Origin of the sequence: Paenibacillus sp. FSL K6-2859 (assembly GCF_038008265.1) — a bacterium.
GTDB lineage: Bacteria > Bacillota > Bacilli > Paenibacillales > Paenibacillaceae > Paenibacillus_AQ > Paenibacillus_AQ nitricinens.
The window spans coordinates 6,132,046-6,147,968 of the sequence record NZ_JBBOYU010000001.1 but is presented as its reverse complement, the minus strand read 5'-3'; the positions used below and the strand labels follow the sequence as shown (position 1 = coordinate 6,147,968).

Sequence of the window (15,923 nt, the reverse complement as noted above, 5' to 3'; positions counted from 1 at the left end):
ATGTAAGTGACAGTTTATTTTGTTGATCCAAAATACAACAGAATATTTGCTTTTTCTCAAAAACATGCCGCACGGCACGTTTCTTTCCTTATGCCGCCACATTAAGATAACTCGGACGGGGGAAATTATAATGTGTGGTATTGTAGGATATATTGGTAATCAGAATTCGCAGGGGATCTTGGTTGAAGGATTGAAGAAGCTGGAGTATCGGGGATATGATTCCGCTGGTATTGCTGTATTCACCGGCGAAGGACTGCAAGTAGTGAAAGCACAAGGCCGTTTGGCGAATCTGCAGTCGAAGCTGGAAGGCAGCCCACTGGCAGGTAGCGCAGGTATCGGACACACACGCTGGGCAACTCACGGTAAACCATCCGATGAGAATTCCCATCCACATACGGATAACAGCATGAAGTTCTCGGTTGTTCACAACGGCATTGTCGAAAACTATCTGGATCTGAAGGAAGAGCTGATCGCTGGCGGATGCCACTTTGTCTCCGAAACAGATACAGAAGTTATTTCACATCTGATTGCTCGCGAATATGATGGGGATATCGTGAAAGCTGTGCAAAAAGCGATTACCTTTATGCGCGGTGCATTTGCATTAGGCGTCCTGACTGAATATGAACCAGATAAATTGGTCGCTGTGCGTCAAGCAAGCCCGCTCATCATCGGTCTTGGCGAAGGAGAAAACTTTATCGGGTCAGATATTCCTGCACTGCTTGAATATACCCGTAACGTATATATTTTGAACGACGGCGAAATGGCAGTCTTGACAAGAGATGCTGTCGAACTGATGACAATTGAAGGCAATTTTATTTCTCGGGAAATGATTACTGTCGATTGGGATGAAGTTACCGCAGAAAAAGGCGGCTACGAGCATTTCATGTTGAAAGAAATCCACGAGCAGCCTAAGGCTTATCGCGACACTATGCGGGGGCGTATTAATGCCGAAGGAAACAAGGTTGTCTTGCCTGAACTAAACATGACTGAAGAACAAATCAAGAATATTCGTAACATCCAAGTTGTTGCTTGCGGAACAGCTTACAACGCTGGCGTGGTAGGACGCTCTTTGATTGAATCTTTGGTTCGTATTCCAGTAGAGAATGATATCGCTTCGGAATATCGTTACCGTTCACCAATCGTGACGCCAGAAACTTTGGTTATCGTTGTCAGCCAATCCGGTGAGACTGCAGATACTTTGGCAGCTCTACGTGAAGCTCAAGCTAACGGTGCACATGTATTGGCGATCACTAACGTAGTGGGCAGCTCTATCGCTCGTGAAGCGAATGATGTTTTGGTGACCTTGGCAGGTCCAGAAATTGCTGTAGCGTCGACCAAAGCTTACACTTCACAATTGATTGCCTTCGGATTGTTTGCTCTATACTTGGCTGAGGTACGTGGTACACAAACTGAGGCACAAGTGGCTAAAATTCTAGCAGCTATGCAAGCTCTACCAGAGCAAGTGGAAGAGATTCTTGCTCAAAAAGAAGCGATCAAGGGTTATGCAGAACAAATTTCTGAGCACAAGAACCTGTTCTTCATCGGCCGTGGCGTAGACTACGCAGTTGCTCAAGAAGGTTCATTGAAGCTGAAAGAAATCTCTTATATTCACTCCGAAGCTTATGCTGCAGGTGAATTGAAACATGGTACGTTGGCTCTGATTGAGGAAGGCGTTCCGGTTATTGCCTTGGCAACTCAGGAAGCTGTGCTTGAGAAGACTGTCAGCAACATCAAAGAAGTGAAAGCTCGCGGCGCAGACGTGCTTGCAATCACTCACCAAGAGCATTTGACTGACCTGCTTAGATCAGTCGATCAAGTGTTTGTTATTCCTAAGACATTGCCTATGCTGACAGCAGCGTTGTCTGTAGTACCTCTGCAATTATTGTCTTATTATGCTTCTCTTGCGCTGGGTCATGACGTGGATAAACCACGTAACTTGGCGAAGAGCGTTACTGTGGAGTAGGTTATATCCTTTCCCCAAAAATCGTAACATTATAAAAAGTTGCACCCTAACACCCCGTTAGATATGATTATCTAACGGGGTGTTTTTTTGTAGCTGCGCCTGAACAAAAGGCGATTCTGAGGTTAGGAGTGATCGACATGGAGGTTTTTGCAGACTATTTAGCGCAAATTGATAACCCGCAGCATCGGGAGCGAATGGAAGAGGTGTTGGCTTGGGTAACTAAGAAATTCACAGATTTAAAACCAAAAATCGCGTGGAATCAGCCTATGTTCACCGATCACGACACCTATATTATTGGCTTTAGCGTATCCAAACAACATATGGCTGTTGCGCCTGAAATCGCAGGGATTAATCATTTCTCTGATGAAATTGTACAGGCAGGCTATGATCACACCAAGCAGTTGTTACGGATCCGGTGGGATAGCCCGGTTGATTTCTCATTACTTGAGAAAATGATCGAGTTCAACATTATGGACAAGGCAGATTGTTCAACTTTTTGGCGAAAATAAAATATAAAAAAAGTAGTTAGCCTCGATGATGAATACATCATCGGGATTTTTTTAATTAGGAGTAAGACATTCTTATATAAAGGGTTACTGGAAATGGGATTAATATGCTTGCTAGTCGTTATTGGGTGCGAAAATATCAGTTCTTTTTGTCGAATCCATAATTCTTTCTTAGCGGATCATTAGCAAACATGCTAATATAATGACTGAAAAGGTTGAAAGCCCTTACTTTTAGCGGTTAGGGGCGATCATCTCATGCTCACATGACAAAGAGGGGAAGAAATTGCATGCGGCGGATACTGTCGATGTTAAAGTTAAATACGCTGCGAAATCAAATGTTGCTCGGTTTCCTCGCCGTCATGCTCATCATTCTGACGTTCGTTGGAGGGATTACGTTCCATTCAGTCTCGACGCTACTCAAGAACAATGCGGAGAAGCATATTCAGCAGACTGCGATTCAAGCTAACGGACGTTTAGAAAGCGTTCTCGAACAGATCAATTCTTTGACGACACTGGTATCTACTAACGATTATATCCAGCAACTCCTTTTACGCGATATAGAGGGTCATCCCGCTACCTTTACGGAACGGCAAGCCCTGCCATCTATTATCAATCTGGTCCAAATCTACACGGACGGCATCAAATCTGTTGAGCTTTATAATAAAGACGGAGTGAGGCTGTATCCTCTTGACGGCAGCACCCTTAGAGATAAGGTACCCGAGGATTGGATTGAAATGGCGACGAGAAAGGATGGCAGTCTCGTTTGGTTCGGTATTGATCCGCTCGATTCTACATCGCTTGTAGCGATTCGACAGATCAGTCTTATTGATCGGCATTTCACAACTGGAGGGTATTTACTCATTCGTTCAGACCGTGACAAGTTTGCGCTTAAAGACTCCCTATCCGGGGAGGGGGACGGGGAAACGGTGTTGCTCCTCGCTCCAGATGGCCAGTTCATCACGTCCAACGATGACACGATTTCACAAAAGACAGCAGCAAAGCTGGTAGAAGAATCCGACGAACAAATTGCTTCCATCGGCAAGCAGTCCTTTATCGTTGTCAAACAGCGGTCTTCCGTGACAGGATGGACGCTGCTCATCTTAACCCCGGTTAACGTCATCACCAAGGGGATATCGGTCTTGCGGACGACCATTGTTGTATCGGCTTTGATGGGTACCTTACTGTTCACCTTGCTTTCGTTTTTCCTATCTATACTTATTACCAGACCTGTGTTCAGGTTGATCAAAGCTATGAGAAGTACCCGTCTAGGCATTCTGAAGCCTATCGAAAACGTATCGTCCACTATGGAAATTCAGGAACTAAATTATTCCTATAACAAAATGGTTGATAATATCAACGAGCTGATCCAGTTGGTTTATGAGAAGGAGTTATCCCGGAGTCATACGGAGTTGAAGGCACTTCAAGCGCAAATTAATCCGCATTTTTTGTTTAATACCCTAGATGTTCTGTACTGGTCGCTACTGGATAGGGATGAAGATCAACTGGCGGAGTATGTTGTCGCCATGTCTGATTTATTCCGCTATACGATCACCGGCTCAAGTAAAGGGGGATGGGTGAAGTTACAGGATGAGCTGGAGCATGTAAAGCGATATTTGCTTATTATGAAGATGCGATTTGAAGATCGCTTGGAGTGGGAAATTGAGGCTCCTTCTGAATTTTCGAATGTGGAGTTACCCCGACTATTGCTGCAGCCCCTTGTAGAGAATGCCGTATTGCATGGGGTCGAGAGCAAGATTGAACCGGGATGGATAAAGCTAACGGTTGCTGGAGATGAAGAATGGGTCACCATTACGGTGGAAGATGACGGGATGGGAATGGACGAGGAGATGCTGCGCTCTCTTGTGGAAGGGCTGGATAGCGGAAAGGTATCTTCTTCAAAAGATTCCGGCGTCGGAATCGCTAATGTGCATAGAAGGCTTCAACTATTTTTTTCGAGAGAGAATGAGCAGGGTGCGGCTATGACCATCGATAGTCAAAAGGGGCAAGGCACCCGTATAAACATCAAAATTCCTGTTCGAGGAGACAAAATGCCATGAGAAGCCGAACAATTCTTATTGTCGACGATGAACCGAGATCTAGAGAAGGAATGAAGAAAATACTAGAGGTGTGGGCAGCCGGTCATTATGAAATCCTTACGGCAAGCAATGGGATCTCGGCGATGGAAATTCTGGAGGAAATACCGGTCGAACTCATGATATCGGATATCCGCATGCCTGGAATCAGTGGTCTTTCTTTAGTTAGCCAAATAAGGGATAAAAAAATACAGCGTCAGCCATCTGTTATTCTCATCTCCGGTCATGCCGAGTTCGAGTATGCTCAGCAAGCGATTCAGTTGTCTGTAGTTGAATATTTACTCAAGCCAGCCAGCCGGGAAAAGCTAATCACATCTGTGGAGAATGCCCTGAAGGCAGGGGAAGAGCAGGAACATATCGGCTTCATGCGAAAGATGGCCGATCCACAATTAATGGCCATAAGAGATGAAGATGCTGCATTAAGCGATCCGGTCCGTCAGGCGATTGACTATGTGGAAATGCATATAGAAGAGGCGATCAGCCTGCAGGAAGTAGCCGGACTTGTTCATCTGAACGGGAGCTATTTTAGTTCTCTTTTCAAGGAACAATGCCAGATGAATTTCAGCGAATACGTCGCCCGCAGAAAATTGCAGAAAGCGAAGGAATTACTGCTGAAAACCAATCTGCCTATAGCGGAAATTGCCAGCCTTACAGGTTACCAGACGGTTAAATATTTCAACAAGCTGTTCAAGGAATACGAAAGAATGAGTCCAGGGCAGTATCGATCTTCCATGAGGAATGGTATAGAAGCGAATATCCAATAGCGGCTCGGCAAGGGGGGATATCTACGAAGAGGATCGGATTATCCATTACCCTTTTCTTAACATTGTTGTTGATAACAACAGGTTGCAATGGGGCTAAGGGGAATAGCAGCAAGAGCGACGGCGAGAAAATCACTTTGAAAATGATGCATCTATGGCCGGATAGCAATAACTCCGCGCAAAATAAAATGGTAAAAGAAATCATCAGAGAATTTGAAGAAGCTAATCCGAATATCACCATCAAGACGGAAGTGCTTGAAAATGAGCAGTATAAAAGCAAACTGAAGGTACTTGCCGCTTCCAACGATCTACCGGATATCGGATTCACCTGGGCAGCAGGCTTTATGGATCCTTATGTTAGGGGAGATAAGTTTGCAGCCGTGGACGATCTTTTACAGAATGAGTTGAAAGGAAAATTCGTAGCTGGTACGACGGAGGGGTACTCCTTTGATGGGAAGACGTATGCCCTTCCTGTCGAACTAAACATAGTCCCGGTCTATTATAATAAGGAAATATTTTCAGAATTCAATCTGCAGCCTCCCCAAACCTTGGATGATCTCAAAGCGATCATTCGAACACTGAATAACAATGGCATAACACCTGTTACTCTTGGCGGTAAAGACGGTTGGCCGGCTTCCTTCTGGTACATGTATCTAGCTGATCGTATTGGGGGACCTAACCTGATGGATAAAGCTGTTGCGGATCAGGACTTCACAGATCCTTCCTTGCTAGAGGCTGCAAGACAAGTGCAAGAGCTGGTAAACCTGAACACATTCATCAAAGGCTACAACGGATTATCCAATGATGAAGCCAAGGTACAGTTCATGAACGGAAAGTCAGCCATGTTCGTTACAGGGACTTGGGAGCTGCCAGATTTCACGACCACTACGAATATAGCCCAAGAATTTAAAGTCAACATCGGTTATTTCAAGTTCCCGACAGTTGAAGGCGGCAAAGGCAATGTGGATGATTGGGTCGGTGGTCCGGGCACTGGATTGTTCGTTTCCAAAAATTCGAAGCATGCTCTGGAGGCCAAAGAATTCGTGAGCTTTTTCGTTCAAAAGTGGGGAGAGCATTCTGTTGTCAATGCAGGTGTAATCCCGGCTACCAAAGTAGATACTGCAGCCATCAAGCTACCGCAAATGTTCATTGATCTATTAAACGAATTAAATAAGGCTAATAAAGTAACTCTTTATCTGGATACACAAATGAAGCCAGTCGCATCTGCTATACACATGAATCAGATTCAGGCATTGTTCGGTGAAGCCGTCACGCCAGAAGAATTTATCAAGAAACAGGATGATGCGCTAAAAGCGGATAAGTAATGTTCAGAAATATCAACAGATCATGGAGACGTCAAGGGATAGATCCTTTGATGTCTCTTTTTTTTGCGCTCTATAGAACTGAATCTAAAAATAGTGGAAGTTTTCCTAAAGAGGGTGTCCTTATGCTTAAGGATTGCAGGATCTATAATTATGTATGCGGTTACAAAGAACCGAAGTAATAATACAAAAGGGGAGGCAAAGATATGAAAAGTATGAAACGTAGTTTAGTGGGGATCTCTACATTGCTTGTGATGTCATCTGCTCTCGCAGCATGTGGTGGGAACTCAAATTCTAACTCATCTAGCCCAAGTCAAACGACTGCACCAGCAGCAAATGCTACCGAAGCTCCATCAAAAGGAACAGGTGAGAAAGTCACTATCAATCTCTGGAGCTTTACGGACGAGATTCCTAACATGACCAAGAAGTATATGGAAACCCATCCTGATGCGAATGTAGAGTTCAAAACTACAGTTATCGCTACCACTGACGGCGCTTATCAGCCTGCTCTTGATCAGGCTCTGTCAGCGGGAGGTAAAGATGCCCCTGACATTTATGCAGCAGAATCAGCATTCGTGCTTAAGTATACCCAAGGCGATGCATCCAGCTATGCAGCCAACTATTCTGATATGGGTCTTGATGACCAAATGGTTAAGGACGCTGGCATCGCGCAATACTCGGTTGATATCGGCAGTTTAGATGGAAAATTAAAAGCCCTCGGCTATCAAGCAACTGGCGGTGCCTTTATCTATCGCCGCTCTATTGCGAAGGATGTTTTTGGAACAGACGATCCAGCCACCATCAAAAATGAAATTGGACCAGGCTGGGATAAATTCTACGATGCAGCCGCGAAGCTGAAAGCTAAAGGATACGGCATCGTTTCTGGCGACGGCGATATCTGGCACCCGATCGAGAACAGTTCTGACAAGGGCTGGATTGTTGATGGCAAGCTTCATATCGATCCAAAGCGTGAAGAGTTCCTGGATCTTTCTAAAAAGCTGAAAGACAATGGTTATCACAATGATACGACAGACTGGACGGAAGCATGGTATGCGGATATGTCCGGTGCCGGCGCTCAACCGATCTTCGGATTCTTCGGTCCTGCTTGGCTCATCAACTATGTGATGAACGGTCAAGTAAAAGACACGAATGGCGACTGGGCTGTATCTGAACCAACAACAGGTTTCTTCTGGGGCGGTACTTGGCTGCTTGCCAACAAAGACGTGACCAAGGACGATGCTAAGAAACAGGCTGTTGCGGACTTTGTGAAGTGGGTTACACTCGATACCTCTGAAACGGGACTTCAATATTACTGGGCTAACGGTACTATGAAGGAAGGCGAGCAAGGAACGAAGGATAGCGTTGCATCCTCCGTTGTCATGTCCAAATCAAATGGCGAAGTTCCGCTGCTCGGCGGCCAGAACATGTTCGACGTGTTTGTACCGGCCAATGCTAACGCTTCAGGTAAGAACTTGACCCAGTACGACGAAACAATTAACAAGCTCTGGCGTGATCAAGTACGCGAATACACCGCAGGCAATAAGGACCGTGCCAAAGCGATCGAAACCTTTAAGCAACAAGTCAAAGACCAACTTGGCATTGAAAGCGAATAAGAAGGATTCGGAGGGGCGGGGGAGTAATCCCGCCCCTTCATATCAACTAAAGAGGTGAGAGCATGCGCCGCAAAAATGTGAACTATGCGAAATACGGTTATATTTTTACCTTTCCATTTGTTCTTGCATTTCTGATTTTTTCACTGTATCCCATTTTATATACCGCAGTCATTGGATTCACCGATATGAAAGGAATCATACCCAAACCGATCCATATCCTTGATAATCCTTTTCAGAACTTCAAAGATCTTCTCTTTGATAATCCCTCGTTCCGGAAGTCTTTATTCAACACCGGCTTACTCTGGATTACTAACTTCGTTCCCCAGATGCTTCTCGCGCTCTTGCTAACTGCATGGTTCACGAATAAGCGTCTAAACATAAAGGGACAAGGCTTGTTCAAGGTTCTGCTCTATATGCCTAATATCATTACTGCTAGTACGATTGCCGTGTTGTTCAGCACTTTATTCGCCTACCCGATGGGTCCTGTAAACAGTTTGTTTCAAACGTTGGGATGGACAGACGCTCCGGTGTTCTTCCTGCAGGATAAGACGACAGCACGGGGCATTGTCGCGTTCATCCAGTTTTGGATGTGGTACGGCAACACCATGATCGTCCTGATCGCTGGCGTTATGGGTATAAATCCTGCCCTCTTCGAGTCCGCAGCGATTGACGGGGCGAATGGTTTTCAAACCTTCTTCCGAATCACACTGCCGAGTCTGCGTACGATATTGCTGTTCACACTGATTACATCGATGGTGGGCGGTTTGACCATGTTCGATATTCCGCAATTATTTCTTGCAGGCGGTCCGGACGATTCTACGCTTACCACGTCTATGTTTATCTACGGGCAAGCATTCAAGGGCAGCTATATGTACAATCGTGCTGCAGCAGCGAGCATGATCATGTTCTTGATTTCAGCAATATTGGCTGGAATTCTGTTCTACGTGATGCGTGACCGCGATGCATCAAGACTTAAAAAAATACAAAAACAAAAGTACAGAAAAGCTGCTGCAGCAGCCCGTGAGGGAGGCGTAACACATGGCAAATAATCAGAAAAGCGGGACCGTTAACCGAAAGATCAACAAGACGATTATCTATGTGGTTTGCATCTCTTTGGCGGTGCTCAGTATCCTGCCGTTTTGGATCATGTTTGTAAATGCCACGCGCTCTACACCGGAAATCCAAGGCGGTCTTTCACTGCTTCCTTCGAGCCACATGATGAGCAATCTGCGAGTACTGCTCGACAAGAGCTTTGATCCGCTTCAAGGTTTCATGAATTCATTCATTATCGCCAGTTCTGCAACCCTCTGCACGGTCTATTTCTCGTCTTTGGCGGCCTATGGGCTGGTGACTTACAGCTGGAAGCTACGGGGGCCATTCTTTACCTTCATCATGTGCGTGATGATGATTCCTTCCCAGGCAAGCGCCATCGGATTCTATCAGTTCATGTATAAATTACATTGGACCAATAATTTTCTCCCGCTGATTCTACCAGCAATTGCTGCGCCGGCGGTGGTGTTCTTCATGCGCCAATACTTGCTCGCAACTCTGTCGATAGAGATCGTGGAAGCTGCGCGCGTAGATGGGTCAGGTGAATTCTTCACTTTCAACCGGATTATCTTACCGCTGATGATGCCGGCAGTTGCAACACAGGCCATTTTTGCCTTTGTGGCTAACTGGAACAACCTGTTCATGCCGCTGATATTGCTGACACAGAAGGAGAAATATACTATGCCAATCATGGTCAGCTTGCTCCGAGGTGATATCTACAAAACGGAGTTCGGCTCGATCTATATGGGTCTGGCTTTGACGGCTTTACCGCTCTTTGTGGTTTACTTCTTGTTATCCAGATATATTATCGCCGGCGTAGCGCTTGGTGGCGTCAAAGAATAACATTGGCTTCTGGCTTCAAATAAGTAATCTCAATCAGGAGGAGAGTCCTATTATGGCCACAAAAAATGAACCGTTAGTTACCCATCTCTATACAGCCGATCCCTCCGCTCATGTATTTGAGGGCAAGCTGTATATTTACCCATCCCATGATATCGACCATGATGGACCTACGAATGATAATGGTGACCAGTATGCAATGGAAGATTATCATGTGTTTTCCTTGGAAGATCCTACATCTCCCTGTGTAGATCACGGAGAGGCACTTCATCTTCGGGATGTGCTTTGGGCTTCGAAGCAAATGTGGGCGCCCGATGCCGCGTACCGGCAGGGGACGTATTATTTGTTTTTCCCGGCCCGTGACAAGGAGGGGATTTTCCGTATCGGAGTGGCTACGTCAACTTCTCCGTCTGGTCCTTTCCAGGCTCAAGAAAGCTATATCAAAGGGAGCTTCAGCATTGATCCAGCCGTATTCGTGGACGAGGACGAAAGAGCCTACATGTATTTTGGAGGCTTATGGGGCGGACAATTAGAAAAGTGGCAAGACGGTATTTTTCAACAAGATGCGGTAGAAAAGGGCCCAGAGGAACCGGCTTACGGTCCTTGGGTGGGTGAGCTGAGTGAAGACATGCTGACATTCAAATCTGATCCTCAGGAGATCACCATTATTGATGAAGAAGGGAAATTAATCCTTGCGGGTGATGAAGACAGGAGATACTTCGAGGGTCCATGGATGCACAAGTATAAAGGGAAATACTATCTCTCATACTCTACTGGCACAACCCATAAGATCGTCTATGCGGTGAGTGACAAGCCTTGCGGACCCTTTGTCTTCCAAGGAACGATCCTGAATCCAGTCATTGGCTGGACGACCCATCATTCTATTGTGGAATTTAACGAGAAATGGTATTTTTTCTATCATGACGCATCGCTGTCTGGCGGTGTGGACCATAAACGCAGTATGAAATTTACGGAGCTCCATTATGAGGAAGACGGCAGAATCCGGCCGGTAGTGCTCTAATTGAAAGTACAGCATCCCTTATTGATAGGGCTTATTATGAAATTGTACTTAAGGATGTCTTGAAGCAAATACTTCAGAGACATCCTTATTTGTCTTTTCATCTTTAAATTATAGGAAAAAAATTCTAATATTTTGATTGCTTTTTTTATAAAGGAGTTTTATTGTGAAGAGGAATGAATATTCATTCCGCAAGAAGGAGAGGTGTTCTTATTGTCTACAAACAAGGAAGAGGAAATTTATAAAGCGGCTTTAAAATTATTTGCAGAAAGAGGTTATGATGGAACGACTGTTCCAATGATTGCGGAAGCGGCAAAAGTAGGAGCGGGAACAATTTATCGATATTTTGAAAGTAAAGAGTCACTAGTTAATTCATTGTTTCAAAAAGTAGTGATGGAGTTTTCAGAGACCATTAAAACTGATTTTCCAAACTCAAATGAAATTCGTGAGCAATTTCGCCATGTGTTTTATCAAATGGTCGGATTTGCAAAAAGCAATATATACGCGCTGCTATTTATAGATTCACATGCAGAGTCATATTATTTAAATGAGAAGAGCCGGAGCGTGTTTGATGGATTTATGAATTTTTTAGTCGCAATCATAGAAAGTGGCAAAGAGAGAGAGGTGTTCAGCTCGCTTCCTTCAAATGCATTAATCTGTATTGTTTATGGCGCATTTGTTAGCTTCTTCAAAGAAATTCAACATGGAAAAATAATTGAGACACCAGAGCTTATTCAAGGAATAGAACGAAGCTGCTGGAATGCTATCAGAATCGACTGACTCTGCTGATATAAAATAATAGTGTATGGGAGGATTATTCTTTGGAAAATTACTTGTTAAATAATGGAGTTTTGTTACCGAAAGTCGGATTGGGTGTATACCAAATGAAAAATGAACACGAAGATGCAATCATTTGGGCATTGAGAAATGGATATAGGCATATTGATACCGCCGCTTTTTATCATAATGAGGAACTTGTTGCAAGTACAATTAAAAAATCAGGTGTAAATCGAAAGGATATATTTATTACAACAAAGCTGTGGAATTCAGATCATGGTAAAAGAACGAAACAGGCTTTTGAAATGAGTTTGAAAAAACTGGGGACAGATTATATAGATCTTTATTTGATCCATTGGCCATCCCCAAAATATGTTGAGAGCTGGTTGATATTAGAGGAATTGTACAAAGAGGGTAAAATTAGAGCCATTGGTGTGTCTAACTTTGAACAAATGCACCTGAGTGATGTATTGAAGCATGGCTCAATAGTCCCTGCTGTAAATCAAATTCATACGAATCCGTTTTTACAGCAGCCCGATTTGCATAATTATATGGTGAATAAGAATATCCAACATGTAGCGTGGAGTCCTTTTGGACATGGAAATAAAGATTTATTCGATAACCCTATATTAACAAGCATTGCTGAAAGACACGGTAAAACAACGGCTCAAGTTATGTTAAGGTGGAACATTGAGCGCAGTGTTGGAGTTATTCCCAAATCGGTTAATCCTGCAAGATTAAAGGCGAATCTGGAAATTTTTGATTTTAGTTTATCTGATGAGGAAATGAAACAAATATCGACATTAGATAAAAACAAAAAGGGATTTGTTAATCCTGACAACAAGCTGTTTTTATGGGCTACTACACTTTTGCGGTAATCTAGCTGGGATTCCAAGAGGGCAATGATTAAATAGAAAAATCCTTGCCTTTTAGATTTATTGAAGTTATTATAGATTCATAAAGTCTTTAATTAAAGAGTCGAGTGTAATATTCCTGATTATGGAGTGTTCTTTTTTTAAATCCATAATGGATAACATAAGTCTCTAATATCTTTAATATAAATTGAAAGCGAAAGGGAGAATTAGGATGACTCATGATTGTGTAATTATCGGTGGAGGACCGGCAGGTCTAAATGCTGCTCTGGTGCTAGGCAGGGCAAGAAAAAGTGTGGTTGTGATTGATGAAGGACGCGCACGTAATAGGGTGACTCGAGAAACGCATGGCTTTCTTACTAGAGATTCTATAAGTCCAAGCGAATTCAGGAGAATTGCGAAGGAGCAGATTAGTGCCTATCACTCCGTTACTTTTGCGGAAGATACCGCCATATCGATTACGGGAACCGATGGTGATTTTCAAATTAAGACGGTTCAGGGTCAGACCTTTCAAAGTAAAAAGGTGCTCTTCGCCATAGGGATGAAAGACCTCCCGTTGGATATTAAGGGACTCACAGACGTATATGGTAAAAGCGCCTTTATCTGCCCCTATTGTGATGGATGGGAACTAAGAGATCAGCCTCTTGTCGTAATTGTTAAGGGAGCCGATGCAACGCATATGGCCCGAGTATTATCTGGTTGGACGAAAAAGATAACCATATGTACTAATGGATCTGATGACTTGACGGATGCACAACGCGAAGAGCTAAATCAACATAACATTCCTGTCTATGACTCACCGATTCAGTCGATCGAATCTGACAATGGCATGGTGCAGCAAGTTGTGTTGAAGGATGGTATTAGCATAGTATGTACGGGGATATTTTTTAGACCGAAGCTTATGATCGGGTCGGATTTGCCACAAGCCCTTGGTTGTGAATTCACAGAAACAGGAACAGTAATCATCGATAATCTCGGTAAAACGAACGTTCCAGGCGTTTATAGTGCCGGTGATGCAACAACACATCTTCATCAAGCCATTATTGCCGCTTCTATGGGCTCCTTAGCTGGGGTCGGCATTAATAACGAACTAAATGAAGAGGCGTGGCGTAACATATGATGCTATTGTACAAAATCGTCTAATTCATTTATTCCCTTGAGCTGAATCTACATCCAGATTAATATAGAAACTAGATTTGTTCTGAGAGGGGTAGTTCAAAATAAAAATCGGATTCCTAATTATTGATATGCAAAACCTTTTCTTACACGATCATATGGAGAGATTAAATGTAAGTGAGGCTTGTGAATATATTAATCATGTGTCTGGGTTACTTCGTGCGAAGGACCAAATCGTTATCCATATACAAGACATGGAAGGGGCGAATACAGATACGGATCCAGAAGCTAGAAATAGTATACCGGAAATTACAGTTGCACCCACGGATATCCAGATGGCGAAAGAATTCTCTAATGCTTTTTGGAAAACGGATTTGGAACAACTGCTACGTGAACATGGTGTTGAATTCATCATCGTTGCGGGCTTCGCCGCAGAACATTGCGTAACCTTTACTATTAACGGTGCACAAGAAAGAGGTTTTCAAGCAGCCATTCTACAAAAGGGTGTCCTTAGCACACAGCCAGAGGCAATTACTTCGATTTACCGTGATCGGCATATGATCTCTTACCCGGTGATCGAATTTTTAATGGAGACCATTGCTTGAGATTCTACTAATAGAAGCTAATGATAATAAGTGGAGTTACGTATTAGATAACTAATATGTAACTCCATTTTTTTATAGAATCGTCCTTCACTAATTGATTCTTCTATATTCATTTGATGGATAGAACCTATGTATCAGTATGCTATGTTAATGTTATGCCAACGGGTAGGATAGTTTAATAATCGATTGGGGGAAAATAACCAAAAATAGACGGGGGTTATTTCTCATGTGGTGGAGAGGTCTAATTTTGATTTTGATAATAGGGGTCACCAACTTTACAGTAATGGATTGTGCTGAAGCTTACGATGAGGAGTCATCAACTAAATATAACGTCGACATTCAACGGGAGTGCTTGGATGAGATCCTTATTTTTGAAATTCGTCTTAAAATTATGAGCGTACTTGAAGGGGAAGTTATGACACAAGATTCTAACTCGGATATAGTTCAAATCACTTTCAAAGCTAATACAGACGGATATAAAGCGAGTGATTTCCGTGTTATCCGTAGCGAAAATAACAATCTTCCATTACGCTAACGGGACACGATAGTTCAATCGCAACAAGAAGGCAGCCGATCAGAGGATCAGCTGCCGTTTTATTGAAGTAAAAGGCAGTATAATTCAGTAATTTCGTGAATAAGACGTTATAAGAAATCGGCGGGAAACTATAAGGAGCAGATAACATGAAACAACTCGGTGATGAATCCTTTGCTGTGGATTGGAATCCTGATATACCACATGAAAAAAATCACAATCGATGTTTTGTTTTCAAATGGTAAAAAATTAACAAAGGTTATGGACTAAGCAATCAAATCAACCGTACCATGGTATAATATTCGCATACAAATAATTACATAAATTAAATCCTTATGAAAAAGGGGAATGCACTATATGGCAAATATCGAGCACTTGCAGACCGTGAATGTTCCGGCTTCAACGGTATATAAAGCACTAACCACTGCAAAAGGACTTTCAGAAATATGGACAAATGAACTAATAGTCTATGATCAGATCGGTTGTATAAACGAGTTCCGATTCGGAGGCAAAGGCTTAACAAAGATGCGAGTTGATGAGCTTGTTACCGATAAAAAGATTTTGTGGCAATGTGTTGATTCAGATCCAGAATGGATAGGTACGACAATTTCTTTTAATTTAGAGGAAAAAAACGGGAAGACTTCAATCATTTTTCGTCAGATGAATTGGGAGAATGTAACCGCATTTTATCGCCTATGTAATTATAACTGGGCTATTTTTTTGTACAGTCTTAAACAGTATTGTGAAGAAGGCGTGGGTCTTCCGTATCATAAACGGAAGTTTTAGAACCATCCCAAACACGGATGGGTGACTAAAGTACATGATCCCGAGAACTGATTTCGGAAGTACTGCGCT

General features: G+C 43.2%; 15 protein-coding genes. All 15 read left to right on the top strand.

The window, feature by feature from the left end:
* The first annotated feature begins 130 nt into the window (after positions 1-130).
* Positions 131-1,963: a glutamine--fructose-6-phosphate transaminase (isomerizing) gene (gene glmS, locus MHB64_RS27355; RefSeq protein ID WP_094871743.1), complete on the top strand. Its 1,833-nt coding sequence runs from the start codon at positions 131-133 to the stop codon at positions 1,961-1,963.
* Positions 1,964-2,100: 137 nt separating this feature from the next.
* Positions 2,101-2,472, top strand: coding sequence for an iron chaperone (locus MHB64_RS27350; RefSeq protein WP_094871735.1), 372 nt, complete (start codon positions 2,101-2,103; stop codon positions 2,470-2,472).
* A 302-nt stretch (positions 2,473-2,774) separates the two neighbouring features.
* Positions 2,775-4,526, top strand: coding sequence for a histidine kinase (locus MHB64_RS27345; protein WP_094871790.1), 1,752 nt, complete (start codon positions 2,775-2,777; stop codon positions 4,524-4,526).
* Positions 4,523-5,326 carry a response regulator transcription factor gene (locus MHB64_RS27340; protein WP_094871734.1) on the top strand — a complete coding sequence of 268 codons (804 nt, stop codon included), beginning with the start codon at positions 4,523-4,525 and terminating at the stop codon, positions 5,324-5,326. Before MHB64_RS27345 ends, MHB64_RS27340 begins: the two co-directional genes overlap by 4 nt.
* 62 nt (positions 5,327-5,388) lie before the next feature.
* Complete coding sequence (locus MHB64_RS27335) at positions 5,389-6,648, top strand: extracellular solute-binding protein (RefSeq protein ID WP_341135794.1); 1,260 nt, start codon at positions 5,389-5,391, stop codon at positions 6,646-6,648.
* Positions 6,649-6,851: 203 nt separating this feature from the next.
* Entirely contained in the window at positions 6,852-8,258 is a 1,407-nt protein-coding gene (locus tag MHB64_RS27330) for an ABC transporter substrate-binding protein (RefSeq protein ID WP_094871732.1), read from the top strand.
* A gap of 62 nt (positions 8,259-8,320) precedes the next feature.
* Positions 8,321-9,307, top strand: coding sequence for a carbohydrate ABC transporter permease (locus MHB64_RS27325; RefSeq protein ID WP_094871731.1), 987 nt, complete (start codon positions 8,321-8,323; stop codon positions 9,305-9,307).
* On the top strand, positions 9,297-10,151 hold the full coding sequence (locus tag MHB64_RS27320) for a carbohydrate ABC transporter permease (RefSeq protein WP_094871729.1): 855 nt from the start codon (positions 9,297-9,299) through the stop codon (positions 10,149-10,151). The genes MHB64_RS27325 and MHB64_RS27320 overlap by 11 nt, the downstream gene beginning before the upstream one ends.
* A 52-nt stretch (positions 10,152-10,203) precedes the next feature.
* A complete protein-coding gene (locus tag MHB64_RS27315; protein WP_341135793.1) occupies positions 10,204-11,169 on the top strand; it encodes a glycoside hydrolase family 43 protein in 966 nt (321 codons plus the stop codon).
* A 210-nt stretch (positions 11,170-11,379) separates the two neighbouring features.
* Positions 11,380-11,946: a TetR/AcrR family transcriptional regulator gene (locus MHB64_RS27310; RefSeq protein WP_094871726.1), complete on the top strand. Its 567-nt coding sequence runs from the start codon at positions 11,380-11,382 to the stop codon at positions 11,944-11,946.
* A 41-nt stretch (positions 11,947-11,987) separates the two neighbouring features.
* Entirely contained in the window at positions 11,988-12,821 is an 834-nt protein-coding gene (locus MHB64_RS27305; RefSeq protein ID WP_341135792.1) for an aldo/keto reductase, read from the top strand.
* 208 nt (positions 12,822-13,029) lie between these two features.
* Positions 13,030-13,935, top strand: coding sequence for an NAD(P)/FAD-dependent oxidoreductase (locus tag MHB64_RS27300; RefSeq protein ID WP_094876666.1), 906 nt, complete (start codon positions 13,030-13,032; stop codon positions 13,933-13,935).
* A 100-nt stretch (positions 13,936-14,035) separates the two neighbouring features.
* Positions 14,036-14,536, top strand: coding sequence for a cysteine hydrolase family protein (locus tag MHB64_RS27295; RefSeq protein WP_094871721.1), 501 nt, complete (start codon positions 14,036-14,038; stop codon positions 14,534-14,536).
* A 247-nt stretch (positions 14,537-14,783) separates the two neighbouring features.
* A complete protein-coding gene (locus tag MHB64_RS27290) occupies positions 14,784-15,071 on the top strand; it encodes a hypothetical protein (RefSeq protein WP_341135791.1) in 288 nt (95 codons plus the stop codon).
* A gap of 354 nt (positions 15,072-15,425) precedes the next feature.
* A complete protein-coding gene (locus MHB64_RS27285) occupies positions 15,426-15,854 on the top strand; it encodes an SRPBCC family protein (protein ID WP_094871718.1) in 429 nt (142 codons plus the stop codon).
* The last annotated feature ends 69 nt before the right edge of the window (positions 15,855-15,923 follow it).

What these genes read in the sequence shown, in the direction of transcription:
- MHB64_RS27325 (WP_094871731.1), top strand. Translation starts at nt 8,321, where the DNA reads ATGCGCCGCAAAAATGTGAACTATGCGAAATACGGTTATATTTTTACC.
- MHB64_RS27340 (WP_094871734.1), top strand. Translation starts at nt 4,523, where the DNA reads ATGAGAAGCCGAACAATTCTTATTGTCGACGATGAACCGAGATCTAGA.
- MHB64_RS27285 (WP_094871718.1), top strand. Translation starts at nt 15,426, where the DNA reads ATGGCAAATATCGAGCACTTGCAGACCGTGAATGTTCCGGCTTCAACG.
- MHB64_RS27320 (WP_094871729.1), top strand. Translation starts at nt 9,297, where the DNA reads ATGGCAAATAATCAGAAAAGCGGGACCGTTAACCGAAAGATCAACAAG.
- MHB64_RS27350 (WP_094871735.1), top strand. Translation starts at nt 2,101, where the DNA reads ATGGAGGTTTTTGCAGACTATTTAGCGCAAATTGATAACCCGCAGCAT.
- MHB64_RS27300 (WP_094876666.1), top strand. Translation starts at nt 13,030, where the DNA reads ATGACTCATGATTGTGTAATTATCGGTGGAGGACCGGCAGGTCTAAAT.
- glmS (WP_094871743.1), top strand. Translation starts at nt 131, where the DNA reads ATGTGTGGTATTGTAGGATATATTGGTAATCAGAATTCGCAGGGGATC.
- MHB64_RS27315 (WP_341135793.1), top strand. Translation starts at nt 10,204, where the DNA reads ATGGCCACAAAAAATGAACCGTTAGTTACCCATCTCTATACAGCCGAT.
- MHB64_RS27345 (WP_094871790.1), top strand. Translation starts at nt 2,775, where the DNA reads ATGTTAAAGTTAAATACGCTGCGAAATCAAATGTTGCTCGGTTTCCTC.
- MHB64_RS27330 (WP_094871732.1), top strand. Translation starts at nt 6,852, where the DNA reads ATGAAAAGTATGAAACGTAGTTTAGTGGGGATCTCTACATTGCTTGTG.